This window comes from Vibrio sp. 11-4(1), from assembly GCF_013048625.1.
In the GTDB taxonomy this organism is placed as follows: Bacteria; Pseudomonadota; Gammaproteobacteria; order Enterobacterales; family Vibrionaceae; genus Vibrio; species Vibrio diabolicus.
In genome coordinates, this window is record NZ_VHSY01000002.1 from 518915 (window position 1) to 545375 (window position 26461).

General features: G+C 42.5%; 28 protein-coding genes and 1 tRNA gene. 7 read left to right on the forward strand and 22 right to left on the reverse strand.

Annotated features, from left to right (window positions below):
- Positions 1-235: 235 nt before the first annotated feature.
- Both FKN16_RS24500 and FKN16_RS05710 read right to left on the reverse strand, forming a co-directional pair.
- On the reverse strand, positions 236-1435 hold the full coding sequence (locus tag FKN16_RS24500) for a phage N-6-adenine-methyltransferase (protein ID WP_249370513.1): 1200 nt from the start codon (positions 1433-1435) through the stop codon (positions 236-238).
- The gene (locus tag FKN16_RS05710; RefSeq protein ID WP_170902237.1) at positions 1428-1616 is read right to left on the reverse strand and encodes an AlpA family transcriptional regulator; all 189 of its coding nucleotides are present in this window, start codon (positions 1614-1616) and stop codon (positions 1428-1430) included. Before FKN16_RS05710 ends, FKN16_RS24500 begins: the two co-directional genes overlap by 8 nt.
- Positions 1617-1780: 164 nt before the next feature.
- Between FKN16_RS05710 and radC the strand changes: the two genes are divergently transcribed.
- The 3 genes from radC to FKN16_RS05725 are packed head-to-tail and all read left to right on the forward strand — an operon-like array spanning position 1781 to position 3202.
- Positions 1781-2260 carry a DNA repair protein RadC gene (radC, locus tag FKN16_RS05715; RefSeq protein ID WP_170902239.1) on the forward strand — a complete coding sequence of 160 codons (480 nt, stop codon included), beginning with the start codon at positions 1781-1783 and terminating at the stop codon, positions 2258-2260.
- Positions 2257-2703: a DUF2787 family protein gene (locus FKN16_RS05720; protein ID WP_170902241.1), complete on the forward strand. Its 447-nt coding sequence runs from the start codon at positions 2257-2259 to the stop codon at positions 2701-2703. Before radC ends, FKN16_RS05720 begins: the two co-directional genes overlap by 4 nt.
- A 52-nt stretch (positions 2704-2755) precedes the next feature.
- On the forward strand, positions 2756-3202 hold the full coding sequence (locus tag FKN16_RS05725; RefSeq protein WP_170902243.1) for a DUF2787 domain-containing protein: 447 nt from the start codon (positions 2756-2758) through the stop codon (positions 3200-3202).
- A 241-nt stretch (positions 3203-3443) separates the two neighbouring features.
- Here FKN16_RS05725 and FKN16_RS05735 read toward each other — a convergent pair whose 3' ends face one another.
- Positions 3444-3653, reverse strand: a complete 210-nt coding sequence (locus FKN16_RS05735; protein ID WP_170902246.1) for an AlpA family transcriptional regulator — start codon at positions 3651-3653, stop codon at positions 3444-3446.
- A 679-nt stretch (positions 3654-4332) separates the two neighbouring features.
- On the opposite strand from FKN16_RS05735, the gene FKN16_RS05740 reads away from it, so the two are divergent.
- A complete protein-coding gene (locus tag FKN16_RS05740) occupies positions 4333-4497 on the forward strand; it encodes a hypothetical protein (protein WP_170902248.1) in 165 nt (54 codons plus the stop codon).
- 66 nt (positions 4498-4563) lie between these two features.
- Here the strand turns inward: FKN16_RS05740 and FKN16_RS05745 are convergent, their stop codons facing one another.
- The 7 genes from FKN16_RS05745 to FKN16_RS24520 form a co-directional block, all read right to left on the reverse strand.
- Positions 4564-5223 carry an inovirus Gp2 family protein gene (locus tag FKN16_RS05745; protein ID WP_170902249.1) on the reverse strand — a complete coding sequence of 220 codons (660 nt, stop codon included), beginning with the start codon at positions 5221-5223 and terminating at the stop codon, positions 4564-4566.
- Between the two features lie 737 nt (positions 5224-5960).
- Positions 5961-6197, reverse strand: coding sequence for an AlpA family phage regulatory protein (locus FKN16_RS05750; protein ID WP_170902251.1), 237 nt, complete (start codon positions 6195-6197; stop codon positions 5961-5963).
- Between the two features lie 9 nt (positions 6198-6206).
- Complete coding sequence (locus FKN16_RS24505) at positions 6207-6680, reverse strand: DUF3987 domain-containing protein (protein WP_249370514.1); 474 nt, start codon at positions 6678-6680, stop codon at positions 6207-6209.
- Positions 6650-7675, reverse strand: a complete 1026-nt coding sequence (locus FKN16_RS24510; protein WP_346341406.1) for a YfjI family protein — start codon at positions 7673-7675, stop codon at positions 6650-6652. The genes FKN16_RS24505 and FKN16_RS24510 overlap by 31 nt, the downstream gene beginning before the upstream one ends.
- Positions 7676-7716: 41 nt before the next feature.
- On the reverse strand, positions 7717-7953 hold the full coding sequence (locus FKN16_RS05760; RefSeq protein WP_170902253.1) for an AlpA family phage regulatory protein: 237 nt from the start codon (positions 7951-7953) through the stop codon (positions 7717-7719).
- A 135-nt stretch (positions 7954-8088) separates the two neighbouring features.
- Positions 8089-8304 (reverse strand): hypothetical protein, encoded by a 216-nt coding sequence (locus FKN16_RS24515; protein ID WP_249370515.1) that lies wholly within the window; start codon positions 8302-8304, stop codon positions 8089-8091.
- Positions 8305-8742: 438 nt separating this feature from the next.
- The gene (locus FKN16_RS24520) at positions 8743-9162 is read right to left on the reverse strand and encodes a hypothetical protein (RefSeq protein WP_249370516.1); all 420 of its coding nucleotides are present in this window, start codon (positions 9160-9162) and stop codon (positions 8743-8745) included.
- A 359-nt stretch (positions 9163-9521) separates the two neighbouring features.
- On the opposite strand from FKN16_RS24520, the gene FKN16_RS05770 reads away from it, so the two are divergent.
- Together FKN16_RS05770 and FKN16_RS05775 are read left to right on the forward strand one after the other, a co-directional pair.
- On the forward strand, positions 9522-11681 hold the full coding sequence (locus FKN16_RS05770) for a hypothetical protein (protein ID WP_170902255.1): 2160 nt from the start codon (positions 9522-9524) through the stop codon (positions 11679-11681).
- A gap of 120 nt (positions 11682-11801) precedes the next feature.
- Positions 11802-12767 (forward strand): viperin family antiviral radical SAM protein, encoded by a 966-nt coding sequence (locus FKN16_RS05775; protein ID WP_170902257.1) that lies wholly within the window; start codon positions 11802-11804, stop codon positions 12765-12767.
- A gap of 448 nt (positions 12768-13215) precedes the next feature.
- On the opposite strand, the gene FKN16_RS05780 is transcribed toward FKN16_RS05775, so the two are convergent.
- From FKN16_RS05780 to FKN16_RS05795, 4 genes are all read right to left on the reverse strand, one after another.
- A complete protein-coding gene (locus tag FKN16_RS05780) occupies positions 13216-14454 on the reverse strand; it encodes a tyrosine-type recombinase/integrase (RefSeq protein ID WP_170902259.1) in 1239 nt (412 codons plus the stop codon).
- Between the two features lie 325 nt (positions 14455-14779).
- Positions 14780-14867, reverse strand: a tRNA-Ser gene (locus FKN16_RS05785).
- Positions 14868-15011: 144 nt separating this feature from the next.
- Positions 15012-15461, reverse strand: a complete 450-nt coding sequence (locus tag FKN16_RS05790) for an L-alanine exporter AlaE (protein WP_047008566.1) — start codon at positions 15459-15461, stop codon at positions 15012-15014.
- A 518-nt stretch (positions 15462-15979) separates the two neighbouring features.
- A complete protein-coding gene (locus FKN16_RS05795) occupies positions 15980-18400 on the reverse strand; it encodes an ATP-binding protein (protein WP_170902260.1) in 2421 nt (806 codons plus the stop codon).
- Positions 18401-18453: 53 nt separating this feature from the next.
- On the opposite strand from FKN16_RS05795, the gene FKN16_RS05800 reads away from it, so the two are divergent.
- Complete coding sequence (locus FKN16_RS05800) at positions 18454-19065, forward strand: YecA family protein (protein WP_005390772.1); 612 nt, start codon at positions 18454-18456, stop codon at positions 19063-19065.
- A gap of 73 nt (positions 19066-19138) precedes the next feature.
- Here the strand turns inward: FKN16_RS05800 and FKN16_RS05805 are convergent, their stop codons facing one another.
- The 8 genes from FKN16_RS05805 to tolB all read right to left on the reverse strand — a co-directional run bounded on the left by FKN16_RS05805 (position 19139) and on the right by tolB (position 26460).
- Positions 19139-20305 carry a glutathionylspermidine synthase family protein gene (locus FKN16_RS05805; protein WP_170902262.1) on the reverse strand — a complete coding sequence of 389 codons (1167 nt, stop codon included), beginning with the start codon at positions 20303-20305 and terminating at the stop codon, positions 19139-19141.
- A gap of 8 nt (positions 20306-20313) precedes the next feature.
- Positions 20314-20883: a DUF1190 domain-containing protein gene (locus FKN16_RS05810; protein WP_005390768.1), complete on the reverse strand. Its 570-nt coding sequence runs from the start codon at positions 20881-20883 to the stop codon at positions 20314-20316.
- An 8-nt stretch (positions 20884-20891) separates the two neighbouring features.
- Positions 20892-21308, reverse strand: coding sequence for a DUF350 domain-containing protein (locus FKN16_RS05815; RefSeq protein ID WP_005390766.1), 417 nt, complete (start codon positions 21306-21308; stop codon positions 20892-20894).
- On the reverse strand, positions 21308-22351 hold the full coding sequence (locus tag FKN16_RS05820) for a potassium channel family protein (RefSeq protein WP_170902264.1): 1044 nt from the start codon (positions 22349-22351) through the stop codon (positions 21308-21310). The genes FKN16_RS05815 and FKN16_RS05820 overlap by 1 nt, the downstream gene beginning before the upstream one ends.
- A 118-nt stretch (positions 22352-22469) precedes the next feature.
- Positions 22470-23531 (reverse strand): quinolinate synthase NadA, encoded by a 1062-nt coding sequence (nadA, locus tag FKN16_RS05825; RefSeq protein WP_005390762.1) that lies wholly within the window; start codon positions 23529-23531, stop codon positions 22470-22472.
- A 253-nt stretch (positions 23532-23784) separates the two neighbouring features.
- Complete coding sequence (gene ybgF / locus FKN16_RS05830) at positions 23785-24537, reverse strand: tol-pal system protein YbgF (protein ID WP_047008561.1); 753 nt, start codon at positions 24535-24537, stop codon at positions 23785-23787.
- 15 nt (positions 24538-24552) lie between these two features.
- Complete coding sequence (pal, locus tag FKN16_RS05835; RefSeq protein ID WP_005378293.1) at positions 24553-25077, reverse strand: peptidoglycan-associated lipoprotein Pal; 525 nt, start codon at positions 25075-25077, stop codon at positions 24553-24555.
- A gap of 30 nt (positions 25078-25107) precedes the next feature.
- On the reverse strand, positions 25108-26460 hold the full coding sequence (gene tolB, locus FKN16_RS05840) for a Tol-Pal system beta propeller repeat protein TolB (RefSeq protein WP_005390758.1): 1353 nt from the start codon (positions 26458-26460) through the stop codon (positions 25108-25110).
- Between the last annotated feature and the right edge of the window lies 1 nt (position 26461).

Consider the following 26461-nt stretch of genomic DNA (forward strand, 5'->3'; position numbering starts at 1 on the left):
GGCATCTGCAAGAAGCTGCTTACGATGATGGTAGTATCGGTCATTGCTTTCTAACCACAATAAGTAGGACGACGAATCTAGTCCTGAAATTATATCTAGCTGTTCTTTCATCATTGTAACTCTATGACGTTGGCATGCACTACCGCATGCCAACTTATTGATATCATTAAATCAAAACCTAATTGTAAGTTACTGATTGAATATTGAGATGTCAATTTCCTCTACTTAGCCAGCTTCATATAGATTTTTGTTCCCGAAGCAACAAGTCTTCTTTGTCAACAAACACCCCCTTTCTTTCAACACCCGGCCCCAAAACACAGACGACACTAGGAAATGGTGCGGCATCTTGTAACTCACCAACCTTCAAGAATTTGAGCCGTCCTCGTATGAAGTACATTTCACCATTTGCTAAATAGTCATGACAGGCCTGAGTATCTGTCCTTGCGGGCACTAACATGACAACCGTAGTTCCCTTTAGCGACTCCTCATAAGCCTTCTTGGCAAAGACTCGGAGCTTTGAATATGGCGGATTACAGAAAACAACGTGACCACTCCAGTCCTGCTTCAACGCATCATCCTCTTCTGTAAAATACTTCTCACAGAGTGCTGTTTCTGGTTCGGCAGCAGCATCAAGAGTAAAGCCAAATCGGTCATTGAGTTGAGCGAAAATTTCCGGCGGTGTCTGCCACCTGTCTTTACTCTTATCACCACTATTTGCTGATGAAAACATGACATCTAGAGTACTTGATGCATGTGTTAGCACCGACACATGGGTAAAATCACCTGGGTTAATATCCAGAGGTTTGGCCGCTAACATACTGAGCTTATAAAACAGAAACTCTTTTTGTTCCCCGTAGTCCAGAGCATCTTTGCTTATAAGCTCCAGTGCTAATTTTCCTGGAATAATGGTGGTTACAGGGAAGCGCTCATCTCTATTGTAAAGCTCTTTAGTACATCGCTTGACCGCTTGTCTTAACGCACTATCAATGTCCAACCAATGCTGATTGCAGAAGTTGTCTATCAGTGTGGTTTGCACTGCCGCTAAGATGTATACCTTCACCATATTTAGACCTTCTGAGCGGCAATTGCTCGCCCAAAAACATCGAACTTTACTGTTATACAGTGCCGTCCAAAGCTCACCTGTCTTATCTTCTGGCTGAGCTTTTTCCTCTATAGATTTCAGAAATATGGAAAACCATCGCTTTGCGGCAGGTTCAGATAGTATTGGACCAACTTCAGGCAAATGGATAGTAAAATGAAAACTAATTAGTGATGAGTTGGATTTCGTCATTTGGTCAAAATGCTTTTTAAATAAAGCAATTGCATCTGTCATTAACGGACCTCGCTCTTGGTTCACTTGTATATTCCGAAAACGGTCCTTGCAGTAAAGTCGAGATGTTTCAGGGCAATAAATAACTTTGTCTTCTTTAATCATTACAATCACCCGCTATTACAGATTCAACCCAATCACTTACATCTTTTTCTACCCACGCAACAGCTCTATCACCAATGCTGACACTCTGCGGAAAATCGCCGGTATTCATCTTGCGGTAAATCGCTGAGCGCGATAACGCGGTTACATCCATCACTTCTTTTAAGCGGAGTAGTCGGTTCATGAGTTAGTCCTCTTCTATTGATTCATAAAAGAAGCCCGCCATGTATTTTTTCTCAGAATGTCCTACACAGTCTCGCCAGCACTCATGTCAAGTCAATTCCAAATAATTTCAAACACATATTACCTAAGTGAATTAGTGTACTCGATTAAACTGGAGAGTCAGACATGACAAACAAAACCGATTCAACCCACTATTCCAAAAGAAAGCCAGTAACTGAACATCAAGTGTTAGAACAGGCTGCGCAGATTATTGCTAACCGCTACTTAAGAGGAGATGTGTTTACCAGCCCAAATGCAACAAAAGAGTTTTTGATTTACAAACTAAGTCAGCACGAACGTGAAGTTTTCGCTGTGCTTTTAATGGACAACCAACATCGATTAATTGAATACAATGAGTTGTTCTTCGGGACCATTGATGCTGCTACGGTTTATCCGAGGGAAGTAGTTAAGCTCACGTTAGAGCGAAACGCCGCTGCGGTGATATTTGCTCATAACCACCCATCAGGAGAGCCTGAGCCATCGCAATCCGATAAACGCATCTCTTCACGGCTTAGTGAAGCATTGGCCCTCATTGACGTCAGAGTTCTGGACCATTTCATTGTTGGTGAGTCATGCGTATCTTTCGCTGAGAGAGGATTGATATGAGTTTACCAATACTGAACAACGACATATTGCCGCTATCAAATGAGCTTCAAGTTAGGCTGTGCGCTTCTCTTGAGTTATGCGCAATCCCCGAGGATGCCAAACGCATCGCGCTTAATTTTAGAGATTCGCAATACTACCAAACAGCTAAGGGATCTCAGCCTGTTGAAATTCACCTAACTCGAGATTCCCCCGATTGCCCCTGGCATGTAGCTGTAATGGCAAGCTTTGCCTACCCGAGTGAGCAGAGTAAACAAATGGAAGTCCAGCTCTATTTTAACTTTCGCCACGGCTGGTTTTATCAACCAGATATTGAACGCTGTGATCTCGACCAGCCCGAAGTGATTGAGCTTTTTCAATCTTGGGACAAAGCCTTTGTGAATCTACTGAATAACAAAGGTTTCAACCAACTCACTCTAACCGTTCTTAAAACGCTTTTACCTTAAACCACAACCTATTGAATAGATTGCCGCTTCCCAACAGCGGTAAGGAGCCCTTATGCCTTTAGAAACGACAACACAGACCCAATTAACCTTTGCTAATACGGTTTTAGGGATTTCAGATAAGTTCCAGGATACACTGAGAGCAGCAGTATCAAATGAAGATATATCCCAAGCAAAAACTGTCACCATCAACTTTCGCGATAGTAGTTACTCCACGGAAGCTGGTGGATTTCATCCAATTGAAGTTTGCTTTACTAAACTCAACGGTAGTCACTGCCATCTCCTTTACATAACCGACTTCAGCTTTTCTGGAGGACACTACCCGGAGCTTGCTCGCGATTTGGACTTCGATATCGGCAACAATGCCTTATTTACTCGCTACTCGGGATGGCAATGCCTTGATCGTAACGATGTGCGCGAGATGTATAAGCTTTGGGAGGGGAATTTTCTTGCTTATCTCGATATGGATAGTTTTGACGAAATAAAGGTTGAATGCTTTTAAGCGGCCAAAAGCAAGGCTTGGTCACCCCAAGCCTTGTTTCCTATGTATTAACGATTTCGAATTTTTTGCCTCATCCAAGCTTCAACATCCCGCGCTCTCCATTTTACTGATTTAGCCCCGACACGTACTTGGAGAGGAAACTGTCGGCATTCCATAAGCTTGTAGATACTGGTTCGCCCTAATGCCACACGATTCATTACCTGGCGAACATTAAGCCAATCTCCCCGATCCATTTAACACCTCAGTCCATATCATAGCCATAGAGAACATTTCCATCACGGCGCCCTAGTACATCGCGCATCCAATCTTGAACTTCACTTTCAAGCCAAGCCGTAGCACGGCATCCTAATGGGACACTTCGCGGGAAGCGTTCTTCTTTGATATACCGGTTGATAGCTGAGCGGCTTAAACTCGTCATATCCATCACCTGTTTCATCCTAATAAATCGCATGAAGCCTCCCTTTTCGTCCACTCATAAGATGAGAGTTAGTAGAGCTATTTTTTGTTCGTAGTTGTTCCCTGGAGTACAGGTTAGGTATCCAAGGGCCTAATTTATTCATTTCAATCGAAAAACAATTGGCAAAGTTAATGGTTGCAATCATTTACTGTGTTTCGCCAGCTCGCTACCCACGATAAAAACCACCTGCGTCGACTATCAATATAGTGCTTAGCTTCGCGCATCAGAGCGCAAGCTGACCTATGTGAAAGTATTAAAAACGGACTCGGAATTGGCAAAAAATCAGGTTGATACTTAAACGTCAAAGAGGAGATTATCCACCTAGCAACTCACCACGGCGAACTCAAAGGTGAAAAGCAAATGCATTCATTTGTAATTTAGTTTGTTATTCAATCTTCAATTCCGGTAAGAGTCCGCACACACATGATTTCAGAGGTTGAAACAAACTCAGACCAGAACATCATCGCAGCCATTGTAGTTCAGGTATTTTCTGATCCACAGGATAACCTATGGTGGTCATCGCTATAGCATGAAATTTCGGGGATTAGCTTCCTGATAATTTCAAAGATATATCATTACAATAAAAAGGCTTATTTGACCAATCTGTTTCCTTCTTGACTGGCTTTTGCTAACGTGTTGATACTCATAACACATAGTAAAAGGACAGCACTAAATGGCACATGATTACGAGCTAGAACAAGTAGAACAGGACCTTCTTGAAAAAGAAGAGCAATATATTGAAGAGTGCGTTAATCGCGGTGAAGATGAAACAGCGGTTAGGCAACGCCTTGAAGATGAAAAGAATCATGACCCGTCTCTAGGTCCACTACCGAGCTGAAGACACATTAACTCAATGGAGTTGGGAGGTTGCACTCCCAACTGTTAATATTGACGTATATTCAGGCTAGATACGGCTAGTTGCAAAATTTTTACAACGAGTACCATACTGCTTAGTTTCAAGTTTCGCTAAATAGCTTAACCTGTAAAATACCTTTCCGCATTGCTCAGCATAATCCGAGGCATTCCTATCAAGGCTAAACACCGGATTCTCAGGTATATAAACCAAGGACATTGACTCCTCGGGAGACATCATTAAAGCGCTTGCCCATGCTCGGTATATCTTCCCTGCGATGTTGTCACCTAGTCGACTATATCGACCAAACCCAAAGTAAGCATCACGATTCAAAATAAGCGCAACATGATAGTGAGGGTTAACTGACTGGTTTATTTCTTTAGCCCAAACGTAACGAACAGTACAACCGTACCAGCGCTCACCGTTTCTTTCTTTTTTTGCTTTATCAGCCTGCACCTGTGCCTTAAACGACTCAATAAAGCGAGTGATGACCGTCGAGTCATACTCTATTGGGTAATCGGGGCAATCTATCGCAACGGGAAGATGTAAATCGAAACGCAGAACAACACTGCGAGCATTCTCCGCCATTGCACGGTCAAATAAGTCATTGATACGCGCAAGATATTCTTCGCACAGGTTGTACCCCGGAATAACTGGATATCCGTTAAAAGATGCTTGTTTTAGTATGGTTAGCTTTTGAGTTGAATACATCTGTTTTCTCTTAGTCTAGTGAATGACATAGAGAGAGGTAGATATGTATTTTTTAATAATCCCCTCTTCAGGAGGGGTTATGATTAAATTATAAAAACGATGATTTAATATTAACTTACCAACAATTTGGTGTTGCGCTAAATCGAAGGATAAGTATCAATAAGAAGGAATCTCCTATAGCTGTAGCACAACTTATTAGAGAGACTACTCTGATAAAACATCTAGCTAGAACAAACCAATCTGCAGCTAGATAAGGCACTTCTAACAATTTCAATCAGCCTTTGAGCTACTTGATGTTAAGTACAGCTTATACGATGAACATTCTTTTTTAACCTGGACTTTCTTTCGCGGTCAGCTTTAATCTTTTCTCTGAATAAATTAATAAAACGGGTAATACTTCCTTCTAACCCATAAAACTGCATTGCGGTACCGAAGAACAACATGAAATATCAAAGTTCTCGGGTGCTCATTTAACGCATTTGATAAAACTCTATGAGCAGAACGAAGGTACCTTTCATTAAATTCATGGTTACGATTAACACTTAACCCTAAATATTTTGAATGATTATAACTATCATAATACATGACGCAACCTCATTATTATATCTTAAAGGATTAACAAACTATAAATTAATATGTAGATATCCTTTTCAGAAGACAAAAAGTAGATAAAATAAACAGTTCAATAAAAAACAGCAACAAAGCCCAAGAAGTAATTGCTAAACACCACTCTCTATTTATTTAAAAACCTTATCCATTATTTCTTTATGTGGATTTACTATTACGGATTGCAACGTTAACCTCTCAGTTCGTTCTCTTTTTATCCATTGAAGTACTTCACTCTCCAACCAACGACTTGTCCTTTTCCCCATCTTAATGTTCAAAGGAAATTTCCCATCTCTCATAAGCTGATAGATACTAGTTTTACCAAGCCCGGTAATATTTTTAACTTGAATCAATGCTATTAATTTCATTCACACCTCTCATTTTTGAACAATATCAAATAGCAAATCTTTTTTAAGTTTACCTTCGTCATACAAGTAATTAGGAAATAAATCAATGACCTTGATCTTTTTGAAAAAAATCTCACCAAATGGCTCTACAGTTTTAAGATATTCCAGTGCAACATCAAGTGACTTCTTATTTCTTGTTCCATTCGGACCAAACTGAAGTAATTTATTTCTCTTTATATATCTAACTCCCATATTAGCTTGTTCATTAAACCAATAATATAAGTTCTGAGCGTCCTGTTTGTATTTAGGCGGCATAGAGAATACCTTAATAAACTCGCCGGAAAAGTACGCCATGAGATCAATAGCCTCAAATAATGATGCTTTGGTGATCTCTTCTTCTGATAAATCATCAAAGCTATGAATTATTGCGGCTAGCCGAGCTATATTTTCAGGTAGCTTAGAAGCGTGATCTTTTACATGTTCAAATACACCTTCTGGAGCCATCTTGAACTCAATATCATTCGCGATATCAATCCAGATTTTTTGGCTTCATTTGAGAACCGAACAGTCTTTCTGGATGTATAGTTTGGTAGCTCTGATGCTTGAGATAATAATTTTTTCAATCTCTCGTTGAAGGCTGAAAGTTTATCCAACGAGTAATCAACACCATAGGATTGCCTAAAACCACAATTAGACTCCGGAGCACATACGAGAAATCTAGACAAAAAACCATTGCCACGTACATCATCCCTGCTCTTTTTTAAGAATCGCTCTAGAGCACTCCGCTGCGTCATAATGTTGATAGTGAGTCGAGCTTCTTCTAACGTAAAGGAGCCTGCTGTCTTTCTGCTTACCTTAACTTCATCCCCGCTCCATATAGCATTGAGGCTCGCTGTGTGAGACATTATTCGGCTGTTTAACAACACCCCACCTTCACTAGAACCAAGGTACGCATTGGGAATATGCTCACTTAATCCGTTCAATAAAGCTTCAACTGTACTGTCCTCAAAACTTAGGGTTTTAAGTTTGGGCTTTTTAGGAGCATTATTTTGATGTTCTAATAAAGCTTGAACCATTTCCTCCGCTGCCCCTTCATCTTCCAAATTGAATGATTTTTCGATCTGAGTTTTTCTCTTCTCAAAAAGCATTTCTCTAATACTGTACTCCTTTAACTTATTGTTATATCGCTCAGTAGATTCCTTATGAAATGATTTAATCCCCTTAGTAAGTAAATTTTCTAGCGATGACTTCCGCTCTCCTGATTCCGCAATAATTAATGACATCAGAGAAACTGGTGCCACCTTTCCTGTTGGCAGCTCTACATTTATAATCCCCTGCAGGGCTACAGACGCTGCACTAATTGTTGCTAAGTAAACCATTGGGTCTGGCGCCTGAGTGATTGTTTTTGCCTCATTAAACGCATTTGTTATCAACTTTGAATGTTCGACTCTTGGGCGGTACCCTCCATCGATTGGAAATTGATATCTATAGTAATTCACGGTGCACAACTCCTCTTTTAAGGTTGATTTACATAAGCTTGCTATTCGGCGCGAACAATGGATTCACTCCTCATAGAGTTGATCCACTCTATGATGTCCTTTTCTCTCCAGCCCACGGCTCTTGCGCCTAGGCGGATCTTGGAAGGGAATGTGGGATCAAACCTTGGGGATTTCGGGTTTTGCTTGTCATAGAGTGCTGACCGCGAAAGGCCAGTTAGCAATGCTATATCTTTCAAGCGAAGGATTTGATTTGAATGTAATGATTGATGGCCTTGCATTTTACTTCTCCCAAATTTGTTGTGATGGGAGAAGTAAACACCAAGTCAGGCAATAGGAAAAAGGAGATTACGAAACAAGAACCCTATCATTTCTTCTGATAGCCCTTTGAAATAATGGCATTAGAGTCCTATTAATTATTTGAATTTATCTGGTCTTAGTATCATTTCAACGCCTTTAGCGTTGGTAGATTTTAGCTTTAGTTCGTTCTCTAACGCGCCGAGCACATCATCAGTCACTCTCAACGCATCTCTCTTACTTAGTACAGATTGGGAGAGCCAATACCTTTCGAAAATTTCCTTTAATTTCCCAAAATAGTCACTTACAGCATCACTTTTAATCAGATTGATCACACGCCCCCCCTCCTTCGCTAACGTTCTTGGCTTGGAAGGTTGTATAATTCGTTCGCAAGTATCCAGATATACCACCGGATACCGACTTTTTATCCTTAACCAAAATCTCATAAGCTGCTTTGGAAAGCTCAAGGAAAGAAGTTGAGATGTGAAACTTAGATTCAAGATAGTAGCGGCTGGTTCTATAGGTGGAATTATCAAAGGTTAGCTGTGATAGATGCTCTTCCAAGATCCAGCAATCAGACAGCGTTACAGAGCAAAAGTCTATGATCTCAAGCGGATGGTTATACTGTTCCTCTCCGCTATATTGTCTACAAAGTACATAATCCAACTCTAGGTCCGAATACTGGAATTTTTCCACCAAAGCCTTTTGGAAAGTTGCTTGGCTATCAGTTTTGTCAACAATGAAACGATATTTAGATACTTGGACAGACTTGTTTAATCTATATTCGGAAGTCTCATCCTCATAAACGAAACAGCATCAAACTTACTAAGATCGAGCTGATGTATAGCTAATAACCTAAGAATATCACTACGTTTCAACTGTAAGTAAGGGACATCCTCTAACTTTGTTGACCCCGACAAATCTGAAGTGCGAATATTAGGTATATCTAAAGGCGAAACATATTGGCCATCTAAAAGGTGTATCCTTAAAGGTATTCGTTTAACAACATTTGGCTCACTTAGGACAACATCTTTTTTAGTTAACCGTTCTAGCTTTGGATCTATAGCCCATACATCCATCGATGTCGGAACTTTTATTAATACCGGGATATCTAGGTCAACGCATTTTTTCAACTTATCACTAATTGAAGTACCCGAATCTACTTCATCAAGTCGACTGAGTCTTTTCTTCATGTCGCTCTTCTCACCCTATAAACTGATAGCTATATGCTGCTATTAGTAGCAGAAATAGCAACGGTACACCGCTAAAGAAATCAAAACTTCATAGAGAAATAAGACACGACACTACTTATAGTAGTACATTTTCAACCCCCGATTCGAATGCTCAACTTTTCGTATTGTATCTACAAGGTGTTGACAATATTCGGAAATTCACTTAGGGTTTATTTGACTATATTGCAGTCGGCTACCGAGTACGTTACTCACTTTTCCGCTCCCTTTCTATTGCACGGGAGGTTTCAGCTGCAAATCCGGACACTGCTCCGGTTAATTCTATATGTGAAACCTAACTCCCTTTTTTATTGGAGAAAACTATGTGCAGGATAGATGCACCATTTGGCAATCGTTCCCTCGATGAAAAAAAATATCCCGTCGAACGTTTCTTGCAAGCACTCGACGAATTTGAAGTCCAAGACAATTTCCGAGCGTTATTGATTCAACACTTTTCAGAAAACTGGACTGATGTTTTTTACAGCTCTTCCAATCTTGAAGAAGCACTGTCTACTGCCAACCAGCAGAAGTCTGAACCAGAAAAATGCATAGCGCTTGTATTTAGCCGACATGTGAGCCCTCGATTTGCTCAAGAACAATTCAGTGATGATGACTCTTATAAAGAGTCCTTACTATTCAAATTTTTAGACGATGTAGCGAAGACTTACTTTCCAACATCACCTTACGGCTTCTACAAGGCTGGAATAGAAAAACATTTTGGAGAATATACTTGGTTTATTCGCAAACACTATGGAATAGAACATTTTTTCACCAAGATATTTTTTGAAGATGCAGCATTATGCTCTCTAAATGATCGCGAACGAACAAGAGTTCTTTGGGATTGTTTCAATTTGATTACTAAGCCCTTTTATTTTTCGGACGACGCAGCTTTAGTTAAAGAGACACTATCACTAGCTTCATCAAGCGAGAACTCCAGCTCTCCCAGCGAAGCTGCTCAGTATATCCAACTAGGTATAGATTACCTTAAAGCATGGATCAAACATGATGCAGAAATGGGACGAATTTCTTGTGACTTATCTAGTTTTTTTTGGGGCACGCCATGGGAACGGCTTGAGTCACTAGTTTGGCAGAAAGACTTTGATGACGAAGAGATCAAAAGGTCTCTAACTAACTGGCTCAACCACACAAAGCAGGAGCTTGAGAAGGTTTCGATTCTAAGTTTTAACTTAGATAATGCTTCAGGCCCAGAACTTGAACAATGGGCTAATCAAGTTGACCGGTACTTTAACCATATATCCCATGATTTCTACAGAGAATTTGATTGGGAGACACAACGTCATGAAGAACTGGACATTCGTCGCAACAGCGAGCTGGAAGCATTATGTTCTCAATTCAGCTCACAGCAATTAGAAACTTGGATAGGATGGTCGATCCAGCAAGACTTTGACCGCATTTTGGGCGACAAGCAAAGAGCACCAGAATTATCTAGTAGCTCTGAAAAATGGGTATGCGAAACTTTTTTTGCTACCTGGAAAGATCTTTTCTTGGCGAATATGAATGAGTTAGAAATTGAGAAGCAACTTCGCATTTTATCGGCTCATGTCCCTGCAAGAAGGGGAGTCTCTTCTGAGTTCTATTCCGCCTGTTCTGAATGGTGGCGCGAACTGTTTCGAGGGCTTCCTGAAACAGTTAATTTTCCAAAGAGGTTAATCCCTGAATGGACTACTACTGCTATTCGTTGTTTACATGGTGAAAATCTAACTCCGTATATTGATAAAAGCATTGGTATTTTGAGAGGAGAAGTCTCTAAGTCTGACGAGACAGAAACACCTCTCTACTATAGTGATCTGCTCAGGGTTTTATTGGAAAGACTAGACAAGGTTCAGCCAAGCAAATCTTTTCGTCATCGTATGTTATTAATGCGTTCTTATTCGAGTTCCTTTGCTGATGAGGCGATTTCGTTACGAGATCGTTCCTTCAATACGAGCACGAACCAGTGGTATGAGCCTATTAGCGACCTTGCTAAGAAACTTTTTGATAATAATGAAGTCATCAATTTGGGCGAAGCACCAGAAAACTATGAAAAAAAGTTATCGCAGCCCTATATAGCTTGTACTCACGAATTAGCTGAGTTTTGTCTGAGCCGTTTACGCCTTCGCAAAGGCGAAAAAGCGCGTGATAAACAATACGCAGTTGAACAAATAGTCGAACGATCTTCAGTTTGGCGACAAGGATACTTAAAGGCACTAACTGAGTTAGGGGTTGATCTTAACGGCAAAGTTCATAAAGCAGTGTATTTCATCAAACAGTCAGATCCTGATCCGGATGTACGTGCAATCGCAAATGAATGTTACAAAGCTGTCCGAAGAAACACAAAAAAGAACTCTACTATCGCAGATTTGAAGCGAGGCATTATTGCAGCTGAATGGTGGTTACTTATCTGCCAGCGACAAAATCTCGGTATGACAATAAATCATGAGGGAGCCCTCAAAACCAGACGCACCTTAATGCGTAACCCATAAACTTCATCCAACTCATTCCATCTTGGTGTACTGGAGCCCGATGCTCCTACTCCGACGTTTGCCGTCCGCCATGTAAAAACTTTACGGCCTACTCTTGTAGGCCAGTCAAGGAGTATACGTATGCCTACAAAAACTCACGGTGTTGCTAACGCCAACGCAACGAACAGAATGACCTCTAGTCAGTTAAATGAACTCGTAATCAACTGGCACATCACAGAGGCTTGCAACTATAACTGTACCTATTGTTTTGCTAAGTGGGGAAAACCCAATGAGCTGCATCGCTCATTGAGCTCTATTGAACAACTGCTCGACAAACTAGCTAACTACTTCATTCTTGGTAACCCAGAGATCAAAAGAATGCTTGGTTACCAGGATGTACGTTTAAATTTTGCTGGTGGTGAGCCAATGATGCTAGGTAGCGCGTTCTCTACTGCTTTAGTAATGGCGAAACAAAAAGGATTCCAAACTTCAATCATTACTAATGGTAGCTACCTGTTAAGACGGCGTTTCGAATTACCCGTAAATACACTGGATATGATTGGCATTAGCTTCGATAGTCAACAATCCTCCGTAAGAAGAGAGTTAGGCCGCATTGATAGAAGAGGCAATTCACTAAACGAAGATGAACTTCAGCTCGCACTACAACTTCTATCGCACACCCAAAAAGGATTGAAGACAAAAATTAACACCGTTGTAAACGCTCTAAACTGGGAAGAAGACTTTACTCATCTAATTTCAAGAATAGCAGTAGACAAATGGAAAGTGCTCCAGGTGATGCCTACTGATAAGCATGAACTGTTAATTTCAGATGATCAGTTTCGTAGGTTTGTTCAGAAACATTCAGGTAAGGGCTTACCAATATCTCCTGAGTCAAACAATACAATGACTGAGTCATACTTGATGATTGACCCAAACGGACGTTTTTATCAAAACAATAATGGTATGTCTGGTTATAGTTACAGTGAGCGTATTACTGATGTAGGTGTAGAGGCGGCCTTGAGCCAAGTAAACTTCAATTGTAATCGTTTTAAGTCTCGCTACCATGTCAAAAACATGTCCAACATCTCTGATGAGGTGCTGATATGAAAAGTGAGACATGCCTAGGGAAAGTGTCCGGAAAACCTCTAAGTGTTTACTATACGGAGTTTGAGGCACAAGTTGCCGCTGAATACTCTAGAAATGTATATGGGAATGATCTAGCACCCTATAAATGCGAGAAGTGCAGGCAATGGCATTTATCTCCAAAGTCTAGGCTTACACCTAGTAAAAAGTGCTCCAGATGCACTTCCGCTATCGGGGAATACAAAAATTCATACCCTACAAGCAAAGAAGCCAGGCTCAGAGCTAATATCATTTACGAAGAGCAAGGCATTGAGTTAGAAGTGTATAAGTGCAAGCACGGTGAAGGTTGGCATTTGACCAAAGCCAAAAGATACTAATTGCTGGGTTAAATGTAAACATGAAGTGATGTGACGATAGAGAGAGGGCTGTACCGTAGCACGGCCCTCTTTTTAATTTCCTGTTGGTTTCCCTCTCAGCCGATAGCCCTTAAGTGCACTGCGCCAGTTACAGATAGTGAACCAACTGCCGCATCATCGATGTAACTACTCCACCACTCCATCATTTTTCGTCGGCGTTCCAGGTAATCTGTTCGATTATAGACAGAGCGGATAGCATTACGGTCCTGGTGAGCTAAAGCTGCTTCAATGATATCCGGATCAAAACCTCTTTCATTCAACGTAGTACTGGCGAGAGAGCGCATGCCATGCGCGGTAGTGCGATCTTTGAATCCAATACGCCCCAACGCCTTGTTTATAGTCTCTGAATCAATAGACCGTTTGGGGAAGCGCATAGAGGGGAATACATGTACCCTATGCCCACTAATAGGATGTATGCGCTCCAGTATGGCGATAGTCTGATCAGTCAATGGAATGCGATGTTCACGTTTCATTTTCATCCGTGTGTCTGGAATAATCCAGAGTCGATTTTCTATGTCCATCTCATCCCAGCGAGCACCAGCAGCTTCACTTGGTCTAGTCATGGTGTGGAGCTGCCACTCAATTAAACATTTGGTAGCCAGCTGCATATTTGCAGTTGCGACTGTCTGTAGTAGCTCTGTTAGTTCATCAGGTTTAAGTGCAGCCATATGTTTTACATCTGGATAAGCGAACGTTTCTCCAACTCCAGATAGAACATTGTGTTGGATCAAACCGCTATTGATGGCAAAGCGCATGATTTCATTTACCAACTGGATGGTGCGTTTTACTGTCTCCAACTTGCCTCTACGAGCAATTGGCCTAAACGCCTCCTGAACTATTATTGGCGTCAGTGATTTAACCGGGATCTCACCGAACTTTGGAAATGCATAAAGCTCGAGCTTTCTCCAGTTACCTTGGACGGTCTTAGGTTTTAGTTTCGTCTTGGTCTTAACCCATTCATCAGCGACTGACTTGAATGTACAAGCTTGCTCTTGTTGAATCTGGGTCCTCTTCTCGATCCTGTCTAATTTAGGGTCAATACCTTCCTTCAGAAGTTTGCGCATCTCAAACGCTTTGTCACGAGCGCCATCAACATTGAGCATATCTAAGCTACCCAATCCCAAGAAGGTTCTGTTTTTTGTACCTGGCTTTGTGTAACGAAACTCCCAGTATTTGAGGTTGTTGGGTTTCACCAGTAGATAGAGACCTCCACCATCAGGTAAACGATAGATTCGATCTCGGCCCTGTGCTTGTTCGATTTCCTTGTCTTTCAGACGATGTATTAAGTGCGACATATTGCCCCCTGGTATGACTAAGCTACACTTAGAAAAAGTTAGGTTTTTCGCGTCATACCACTTAACCCTAAGCTATTGATTTATCGAAAATCTAAGCTGTAACTCATGTAATTCCCAAGTTTCTAATCACTTGAATAGGAACTAAGCAATTCAGGTTAAAATGGTATATTACCGAAGTCGGGAAAGATTAAAACATACACTTTGTCATACCCCAAAATGGCGAACGAACTAGGACATCTTTGGACGTTATCGGACGATAACTTATTGATTTAGAAGTATAATAGGCATAAAAAAAGACGTCCATGGACGTCTTTCTTAGGGAATGTGGCGGTGAGTGAGAGATTCGAACTCTCGATACGTTGCCGTATACACACTTTCCAGGCGTGCTCCTTCAGCCACTCGGACAACTCACCGAATCAATTTTTGGTTAGCATCATTGGCTAACGAGGCGCTAATTTAATGATTATGTGCCTGATGGTCAAGGCTAAACATAAAAAAAAGCGCCCTTTTCCACTCGATTGCTCACTAAGTAACTAAATTGAGCAAAACTGGGGCATTTAGATGCCTTGAGAATAACCGGGAACACGGAACCAACGGCGGCACATGTCCAAGAAGTACCCATACAACACACCCATACCGCAAGAAATAATGGCGTTACTTGTCACCGCGGTCACTATTTGGTCTGTAGACGCACCAACTGCGAATAAAATTCCCGCATAAACTGGAGACTGAAAAAGCACATAAGCGACCAGATCAGATACGTTTTTCATAAATGAAGACGGCGATACCTTGTTACCCTGACGTAGTACCCAATCACGAAAAACGCCATACGGCCAAGCAATAGCAATATTCACTGGAATAGATAGTGTACGTGATGCTAAAGATTGCTCAAACGTCATCCCTGAAATCAAAATCTCGACAATCATCCCTGTGATAAAGCAAAAAACAACCATAGCAAAGGTATCCGCTGCGGCGTGACGAATACAAAATGGTCCGCGAGACTTCATTAACCAACCCCTAAAATTAAATACTACCAACAATAAACAAAATAAAACTATCAACCATCAAACAAATACATGACCAGTTAATAAGGCAATTAAATCACATAAAAAGCAGCGTATGGCACTGTATTTGAAATCAAGTTGTAAATTTATAACCATTTTTTAAAATGAAAGTAGTTTTTTTCACCACCAACAACTAAAAACGCCTAAAATGACGTAAAAATGGTAGAAAAATACGGATTTAACTTACACAAAAAGTGGGATAAGTGATTGTTTGGATGGAGGGTTAGGATAAAGTTCGGGGAATAAACGATCATTCTAATAACTTATGCTACTGAGTTGTAAAAATTCAGAGTATTCCCGATGTGAGCGCAACTGAGAGCCGCACCGTTTCTCTTATGACAGAATCCAACAGCAGCGCTAAGCTCATTGAAAGTAAGGAAAAAACAGACGATTCAGCTAAGGTTAGGTATGAAGAGTAAAGACAATTCATGATTGCGTTGAATCGCGCTATATGGATTAAGCTATGATGATGCGAGCAAGAGCGTTAATGTGTCGATATCATCTTGGTTTGGAGACTGCTGACGCTTTAAGTTACGCCTTATTCGCTCGGCAACTAAAGAAACGTCTTTATTAGCATCTGGGGTGACTTGAACAATAATCGCTGAAATAGCCTCTAACGCTTCGTTGAGATGACCATTATCTAGAGCAACATAGAAGTTTAGTAGCCACTTTTCCGCATCAAGGATATCCGTTGTATTATCACCAAAGTCCGACTGGTATTGGTATAACCGTGCTGCATGGAGATACAACGCATCATTTAATTCAGACTCCACAATTGGTTTCGCAATTATGTGGTCGGCTCCTACATTTATCATGCGCTCTTGTGTTTCTTTGAATACATCCGCTGTGCAGCCAAAGATCAGTACCGACTTTACAGGCGAACTCATCGCTCGAATGGCTGATATCGCCCCAACACCATCAAGAACAGGCATATGATTGTCCATTAATATCAAATCAAATGACTGAACGGCCACCTCATCGACGGCAAGCTGACCATTTTCAACACTTGTGCACTCAAAGCCTTTGGCTCTTAGGAAAGTTTCCATAATGATCGCATTTGTTCGGTTGTCTTCGACAATGAGCGCTTTCAAACCTTTGCAATTCAGCTTATGTGCATTGACTGCTTCCACTTTCCCAGGCTCACAAGGCGTAAGCGCGATCTCGACGGTAAAGGTTGTCCCGACATTCTCTTGACTCTGCACAATCACATGACCTCCCATATGCTCGGCAATTTCTTTTACTATCGCTAAACCAAGCCCTGTCCCACCAAACCGCCTCGTCGTCGAGGACTCCGCTTGTTCAAAAGGACGGAAAATGCGTTTTTGCGCTTCTTGAGAAATACCGATACCCGTATCTTTCACCGCGAGAATTAGCTTGGTACCTGCCTTGCTCGATTTCTCGGTCAGCTCTACCTCTACGATGCCTCGGTCGGTGAACTTGACAGCGTTGTTTAGTAGGTTAAACAATACTTGGCGCAGACGGGCTTTGTCATTGTTGTACCAGCGCCCTGTTGGTAAATGAGACACGACTCTAAAACGAAGGCCTTTTTCTGCACATAGTGTTTGATAAACACTTTTTATGCTGCCGATGATCGACTCAATTGGGAAAGGCGTATTTTCGAATTCAACATGTCCTTGCTCAATTTTTGAGTAATCTAAAATCTCATTAAGTAACGTCATCATATGATCACCTGAGTCATAAAGTGTTCTCAGGTGCTTACGTTGATCATCGGTGAGTGGCGTTTTTAACAATATCTGAGCGGTTCCTAATACACCGTTCATTGGCGTACGAATCTCATGGGATAATGTGGCTAAAAATGCCGTTTTAGCGTTCGTCGAAGCCTGGGCTTTTATTCTCTCTTGCTCTAGATAAATGGTTTTTTCATTGAACTTCTCGATGAGCTGTCCAATTTCATCTTCGCTATCATAGTCAATGTCTATGATCCCGCCAGTTTTCGAGTCATCAATCTTAGCGGCAATACGGACAATCGGTTCGACAATGTAACGATTCAGCAAGTAATACCCGACCAGTACACACAAGAGTAAGAATGGAATGATCCTCCCCTCAACACTCATGACTTGTTCAAACACTTGATCGGCTACTTTAGCTTTCGCGTTGACAACTTCCATGCGCCAATCGAACTCTCCAAAATCAAGCTCACTGACATAAATTTCGTCTGTTAGTTGGAAGTTGTGCTCAATAATCACGTTCGATTCAGCATCGCGAACCTCCACACCTAAAGAATGCAGGTTCGTGTGCTCTCGAATAAACTGAAAAAGTGCATCAAGTGATAAGTCTACCGTTACAACGCCAGCGAATTGACCGTTTTGATAATATGGGGAAGACGCAGTAATCATCTGAACCTGAGTAAAAGTGTCGATATAAACCGTAGACCAACTCACAGAACCAACTGGCGCGTCAGCAGCTGCCTTATACCATGGTTCATTATCATAGCCGCCAGATTCAGGATTATTGTAGGAGTGAATTTGGTCAATACCGCCATCACTGTTTTTGTTGAAGAATAGGCTTTTATATCGCCATTGTTCAGCTTTGAGTTCTGGTTTAGGCCATACGCCACCACTGACGAGCATCTCATCACTCAATTGGAGAATATGCGGAATTGTCGTGTTGAGAGATTGAATATTTTCAGTCCCCTGGGCGAGTCCTGCAAGGCTACTCAATACACCGGTAGAGCTAAGGAGAGGCTCTTTAATCTCTAGAGCAAGGAGTTGGGTGCGTAACTCTAGGTTTTGCTCTAGCTTTTGCCTAACCGGAGGCTCGACAACCAAATAGGCAACAGAACCAATCGTTGCGATAAAGAAACACAGGTACAGTGTCAGGGCGAGAATGCTTTTTTTTCTGAGTGATGAGCGAATTTCCATAGATGTCTGTGAATCATTCCCTAATATCGATTTATCACAAATTGATTGGTAAGATGAGCGCAATCAACCAGCCCATTAACAAATGGTATTCTATTTTGAAACTACAAGACATCCTTTCTCTCCCAGAACTTGACGGTAAACTACTAAACCTAGCAAAAACTCAAGGCTTTGTAACAGCGATGGCTGCAGCGCCAAACGTATTAATGCCTCAAGAGTGGTTGCCATTCTTATGGGGTGGTGAAGAAACAGCGCCATTTACTGACGGTGAGCAATTAGAGCAATACATTGATGAGATTGTACAAATGTGGAACCAAACTCGTCCTGCGCTTCTAGAAGGATCTTGGCAGTGGCCTGAGGGATGCGCGCTAGATGAACAAGATATTGTAACAAGCCAGACCCGTGATTTCTGTGAAGGTGTATTACAAGGTTGGCAACTTGCTCGTGATGACTGGGAAACGCTAATGCCAGAGGACAGCGAAGATAATGCTCTGCTGGGCGGTGTTTTGCTTTCTCTTACGATGCTTTACGATCCAGAAACGACCATTGAAACGTTGGCAGAACAAGGCATGGAAGGCTTAGAACAGTTTGAAGAGATCTTCAATGCCATGCCAGTAATGCTATGTGGTCTTACTCAGCGCGGTGTTGCATTAGCTGAAGAGCAATAAGACACAACGCTGTCGACCATCAAGATTGAACCGCTGAATAGACAAAAGCTCTCTGGATGGAGAGCTTTTTTGATCATGTTAAAATCACATGTGGAATATATCGCGCCATATCTTGCGTGACTAAGCTAGTGTCTTCCCGAATCGAAATCCCAGCAGCTCTATCGTTGACTAGCCAGCTGCCAATTAACGTATGGCTTTGCCCAAACTTAGGTAATGGATGATACTGCTGGACGATATTGAATTTAGATTCATAAGGCCCTGCCGTTTTGAGTATGCGTTTCCCACCTTTGACGATCTCAATATTTGCGCCTTCTCGAGAGAATAGTGGTTTGATTACATAGTCTTTCAAACTGTTCGCTTTTGAATCGTTAGCAAAATAGGCAGGTAAAAGATTAGGATGATTCGGAAAGCGCTCCCACAATAACGGTAAAAGTGATTTGTTGGATAGAATCGACTTCCACATGGGTTCTAACCAATTCACTTTCGCGGTCGCTAGGTATTTCGCATATTCCTCTTCAAACATAAACTCCCACGGATAAAGCTTGAACATCCAACGAATCGCTCTGTCATCTGCATCCACGAACTGAGCATCTTCCGTCGCACCAATATCTTCGACATAAACAAACGCCGTCGCTAGCCCAGCTTCGCGCGCGCAATCTTCTAAATACTGGACAGTCCCTTTATCTTCTTCAGTGTACTTGCAGCAGCTAAAGTGAAGGGTTTGCCCGGGTTGATATTTGGCTATCTCGGAAAAACGCTCAATCAAAAAATCTTGAAGAATGTTGAATTGATCCGCGCTCTGGTGAATTAGACCTTTATTTACAACATCCTCTAACCACACCCACTGCCAAAAACCCGTTTCAAACAGGCTGGTCGGCGTATCCGCATTGTTCTCCAGTAACTTAGCTGGCGAAGTTCCGTTGTATGCAAAATCCAGACGCGAATAGAGCGAGGGTTCATTTCGGTGCCACGAAGAAGCGACCTGCTCCCACATAAATTCAGGGATCGCACATTGCGTCAGCAACCTCTCACTCCGAACTACTTCATCCACAATAGCCAAGCACATCTGATGCAGCTCTTCAGTGGGCGCTTCAATATCGTTCTCTATTTGCTCAAGCGTGAATTGATAGTAAGCACTCTCATCCCAATACGGTTGGTCATACATGGAATGGAAGCCAAAACCAAACTGGCGTGCTAACTCACGCCAGTTTTCTCGTTCTTGTATTTCTCGTCGAAACATAGTGCTTATTAACCGCCTCGGCTGACCGATACCGCTTTACCAAACCCGCCTCGAGACATCGCTCTACCAATAGTTCCACCACCACGTTTATTTAGGTTACTGGTCGCAACCTTCGTCGGCTGATTACGATAGGAACCAAAAAATTGTCCGGCACCATTATAGAATTTGGATTTATAGCGATACATTGGTTCAGAGTAATAGCTCTTGTTGTAACCTTTCAAACCGCTCAGTGCTCGACTGTAAAAGAAGCCCCCAAAGTGAGGCACATAAGCTCGGGAACTGGAACTGTAGTAACAATCGTCTTCGTAAAAATCATTTTCACATTCAAACTCATTGTTGTAGCGAGGGGCATTTCGTTCGGCGCGAGCCAAAGCTTCTTGATAAGCAATATCGCACTGCTCACTGAACTCTGGCGAGTTTGATTTGCATTCATCAGCGTCAGAAAAAATGTAGCCTTCGGTTTTCGATTCTTGTGTCGCAAAGAAGAAAATACCGCCAAAAGCAGCAAAGGGAATAATTTTCCCAAGCTTTAAACTTTTGTCCATGGAAGAACGTTTAACGTTAGAACTCCGCTTCATCGTTCCTCCTAGTACGTCATACAAGCGGCATTTAATACACCGACCGATATAGAAACAGCCGCTAATACAATACCGGCAGGCAGCTCATCTTTTTCGATACGCTCAGTCACTTTTGGAAGTAAAACAAAACGTACAATCGCAAATGCAATGATCTGCGCCAGCATTGCAACAACGCCCCATACCATAAAATCGACAATGTTGACTGAGTTTTTTGCAGCCCCCGAAATCGCAATACAATAACCAAGAAATGCGCCACTTAGTGCAATCGCTGCCGCTGTATTTTGCTTTTCTTTGATCAGGTGCCATTCATCGTAAGGCGTAAGCTTCACGTAGATGAACTTAAACGCCAAAACGAAAATAATTGAAACAGAAAAATAGAGTAAAAAGTTGGGAAAACCTGCTAACAGGTCGGCAATCATGTGCATTATTGTTCCTTGTGCATTTCTTTCCATGCAAAATCTTCAATACGTTCATCTGCAATGTAAAACAGCTTGGTACTCGGTGGTACTTCAGCATCTAAATCTGGGTTGAGTTGGATACCATGGCCAATGTCAAAAGCAATTAGCGTGGCATGATGACGCCTTTTGAGAAAAACGAAGAGACTCTCAACAGTAGTTACTGGCAGCCTTTCAGGATAAATGACCGAGTATTGAGTCATACCTCGTGTTGAAGCTAATAGCTCTTGGTGAAGTGCACTTGAGCCCGGATCTACCGCCGCTTTTGCCAGCATTTCCGCGCCAACTGCAGGTATGCATTCCGCTTTCGGACAATGTTGACTTAAAAGACGGCCTAACGCCTCATCTTTAAAGTAAGCGACCAAATGTGCGGAAGGATTCACAGAAGCGCAGTACAGCGCGGCTGACAGCGTAATATCGTCCGAGAGGTTATCAACAATAACGCAAGCGGCTTCCGCAATGTTGGCGTTTTTCATCTCTTGCGAATCCGTGTAGCTGGTCACTTTGATAAAACTGATCTCGCCTGGTAACGGGTTTTCTATTTCTGAACGGCTGCACAAAACAATCGGACGCTTCCCCTCTTCTTCATGTTGTAACATGCGAATAAGGTGCATCGTTCTCGATCCATTCCAACCCAACAATACAATATGGTTTTCCACTCTTACTCTCCGTTTTCCTAAAATACCCGCTCGCCAGTAATCCATCGCTGCTCCAGCGACACGTCCCAATAATGCAGCGAATAGGCTCAAGCCGCCTGGGATCACAAACAGTACAACAACCCATTTACCCAAATCTGTCACTGGAGAATGATCGCCATAACCCACCGTACTCGCCGTAACCATAAGGTAATAGATAAAGTTAGAGAAGCTGTCTGTTAATGCGGTTTCACCAGCGAGAACGAGCAGTCCCCATGAAAGGCTCACATACAAGCCACTAAAGATGAGAAGACTTCGGTTGCTCAATTTAAAAAGGTGTGAACTAAGCCACTTTTTAACTATTAACCACACCGCCATAAATTTATGACCTCGATATTCATTGATTACATCAATAGTAACTCATTGATAGTAAGACACAAAAAAACCAGCCATATTCGGCTGGTTTTTGAGATTTACTTTCAGTTACGCCTACTTTTTAAGCATTACCTTTCACTTGCATATTTAGCTGCTCAGCAAAGTCCAACATACGATTTAACGGAATGAGCGATTTAACACGCAATTCTTCATCAACAAAGATCTCGTGTTCTTCACCGCCTTCACTAAGCGCTTTCTCTATCGCTTTCAAACCGTTCATTGCCATCCAAGGGCAGTGTGCGCAGCTACGGCATGTTGCGCCAGCACCTGCGGTTGGAGCTTCGATAAGTTCTTTCTCTGGCACAAGTTGCTGCATTTTAAAGAAAATGCCTTTGTCTGTCGCAACGATCATTTGTTTGTGAGGAAGCGCTTTCGCTGCTTTGATCAGCTGACTCGTTGAGCCAACGGCATCGGCAAGTTCAACCACGCTTGCTGGTGACTCAGGATGAACCAAAATAGCCGCATCTGGATACACGCTCTTCATTTTGCGTAGCGCATCAGCAGAGAACTCATCATGAACCACACACTCACCTTGCCATAGCAGCATGTCTGCGCCAGTTTTATTAGCGATGTACGACCCTAGGTGACGGTCTGGTCCCCAGATGATTGGCTTGTCTTCAGCGTCTAAGTGTTCCACGATTTCAAGCGCAATGCTTGATGTAACGACCCAGTCGGCACGGGCTTTAACCGCTGCTGAGGTATTTGCATAAACCACAACCGTGTGATCAGGGTGAGCATCACAGAACTCACTGAACTTATCCGCTGGACAGCCAAGATCGAGCGAACATTCCGCTTCCAACGTTGGCATTAGAATTCGCTTTTCTGGTGTTAGGATTTTGGCCGACTCGCCCATAAAGCGAACACCGCCAATGATCAGTGTGCTTGCAGGATGACGATTACCAAACTTCGCCATTTCCAACGAGTCACCAACAAAACCACCCGTTTCTTCCGCTAGGGCTTGAATCTCAGGATCGGTATAGTAGTGTGCGATAAGTACCGCATCCTTTTCTTTTAGCAGCTTTTTAATGCGCTCAATGTAAGACGCTTTTTCTTCTTCGCTTAATGGAACTGGCTTCGGTGGGAATGGGTAAACAGTGTCGATTTTATCTAATATATGACTCATTGCTCTTGCTCTACGCAACTTCCTTTAATCCGAGTATTGTAACCTCGTTAATTTTCAAAAACCAACTTGTCGCGGGGATTTCTAGCTATCTAGCCGTATATCTTTGTTACAGGTAGCATTTCTGATTGAAAGGATCCGTTGCAAGATGGGGATAAAAGGCTCGATGCCATTCCTCTCGATTTATTCGATCACCACCGATAAAGAAACGGAAAAGAAAAAGGAAGCCGAAGCTTCCTTTTTAAAACATAACGTCTTACAGCTTAGAGCTGGCAAGTTTTGCAGATGCACTACCTGGGTATTCATCAACCACTTGTTGGTAGTACTTTTTCGCTTGAGCTGCATTGTTATTACGCTCAGCGATTTCACCTAACTTGAGCAAAGCATCGGCTCGCTTATTGGAGTCTTTATAAGACACCACCGCAGCAAAGCTCTTTACAGCATCTTTGTCCTGCTTCTTAGCGAAGTACAATTGGCCTAGCCAATAGTGAGAATTCGCTGAGTATGTGGAGTCAGGATAATCTTTCTGGAACTGCTGGAACGCTGCAATTGCGCCAGTGTAGTCACGTTTCTTGAGAATGAGGTCGACTGCATTTTGGTATGCCGTTTGCTCATCAACATTTGGTGTGTACTGACCACCTGTTTTAGCCGGTTTCGCATCTTGCGCAGGCGCGGATTTGATTTCTCCACGCACACGATCTAGCTCGACAAACAACTCTCGTTGACGTTGCAACATTTGCTTCATTTCGTAGCTATTTCGCTCTAATTGACCACGTAACTCACTGATCTCTTGTGACATTTGGTCAATTTGCTGTTGCATTTGGAGCTGAACGCGATTGCGGTTTTGTAGCAAGCGCTCTAGACGCTCTACTTCCGTTTCAGATGAACGGCTCTTAGAGACGGATGATGTGCTGTTGAGATCGGATACTGGAGCTGGTGCAGCGAACGCAAAGTTCGCTGCACTTGCCAGTAACGTAAGCGCAACAGCGCGCTTAGTGTTACTGAACATGAGGATTACCTCGAATTAGTATACTAGAACCGCGCGACGGTTCTTAGCGTAAACTTCATCTGATTGACCTAGAAGAAGTGGCTTCTCTTCACCGTAGCTAACGATTGAGATTTGGTCAGCTTGAACACCTAGTGCTTGCAGGTAGTTCGCTACTGCTTGTGCACGACGCTCACCAAGAGCGATGTTGTACTCAGGAGTACCACGCTCATCAGCGTGACCTTCGATAGTTACGTTAAGAGCTGGGTTCTTGCTTAAGTAAGAAGCATGAGCTGCAAGCATCTCTTCGTAATCTGCTGCAATTGTTGAGTTATCAAAAGCAAAGTAGATTGTTTGAGTTTCACGTAGCGCTTGCTCTTTTAGCTCTTGCTCTGTTAGCTGACCGCTTTGATCAATTGGCGTAGCTACTGTTGTTTCAACTGCGCCATTGTTGTTTGTTGCTGCACCAGTGTTAGAAGCAGCGTCGTCGCTTGAACTACACGCTGTAACAGCCATTACAGGAAGCGCGATTAGTAGCCCTTTTAGAACCTTGTTCAGTTGCATCTTATTTTCCTTTATTAATCAAACTTATTACTACAAAAACGGTGACCATGCAGGCGCTCTAACACGCCCATTTGTTGCCGGTAATCTAGCTTTGAATCGACCATCAATTGACACCATCGATAGTACGTTTTTCTTGTTGTAAATCGAGCTATACACAACCATGCCACCGTTTGGGGCAATACTAGGAGACTCATCAAGCAAGGTCTTAGTTAAGACTTGAAGAGCACCAGTTTCCAAATCTTGTTTCGCCAAGTTAAATCCTGCGTTACTGCGGTTCACCATTACTAGGAATCGCCCATCAGGAGTAATCTGGCCACCCAAATTTTGGCTGCCTTGCCAAGTCAAACGGTCAATAGAACCGCTGCCCAAATTTACTTGATAAATCTGTGGTTTACCACCCCTATCCGATGTGAAAATCAACGATTTTCCATCTGGATGCCAGAACGGTTCAGTATTATTTGATCTGCCACGCGTAATTTGCGTCAGCTTGCGAGTGTTAAGATCGAACGTATAAACATGAAGCGAGCCTGTCTTAGAGAGAACAATCGCTAACTTGTTGCCATCAGGCGAAAATCTTGGCGCACCATTATGACGTGGGTATGAAGTAATCTTCTCACGCTCACCGGTGTAGATGTTCATGATAAAGATTTCTGCTTGACCATTTTGGAAGCTAACATACGCAAGCTTTTTACCATCTGGCGACCATGCTGGTGACATTAATGGTTGCTTAGAACGTAAAACCAAGCGCTCGTTGTAACCATCGTAATCAGCCACACGAAGTTGGTAAGGGAAACGGTCTTTATCATTCACCACCACGTATGCAATACGGGTCATGAAGGCACCACGGTCACCCGTTAACTGCTCATACACCAAATCAGAGATGCGGTGAGCGTACTCACGCATGCGAGGGCCTTGAACGGTCGCGACCTTATTGAACAGCACATGATCTTTTGACAGTACTAATTCGCCATCGCTACCAAGCGCTTTACTTTTCCCGCCCGTTAGCTGGCCACGCACAATATCAACAAGTTGGTAGTTGATAACGTAATCACCTTGAGCATTTTGTTTGATTGAGCCAGTCAGCAGAGCATCTACACCTAAATTAGTCCAGGCATCAAAATTGACTTCTGATTCACTGAACGGAGTTTGTGGCATCTTGCTCGTTGGAACGGGGCTGAACTTACCACTGCGTTGCAAATCCGAGGCAATAACAGCAGAAATATCCGTTGGAAGCGCTTGAGTGCCCTCCCACTTAAACGGAACAACAGCAATTGGTCGTGCTGAATCAATACCATCGGTAATGACCAACTCTAATGCGGCATTCGCCACATTTGTCATACTGCTAAACAGTACAAACATTCCTAGTAAAAGGCGTCTAATCACG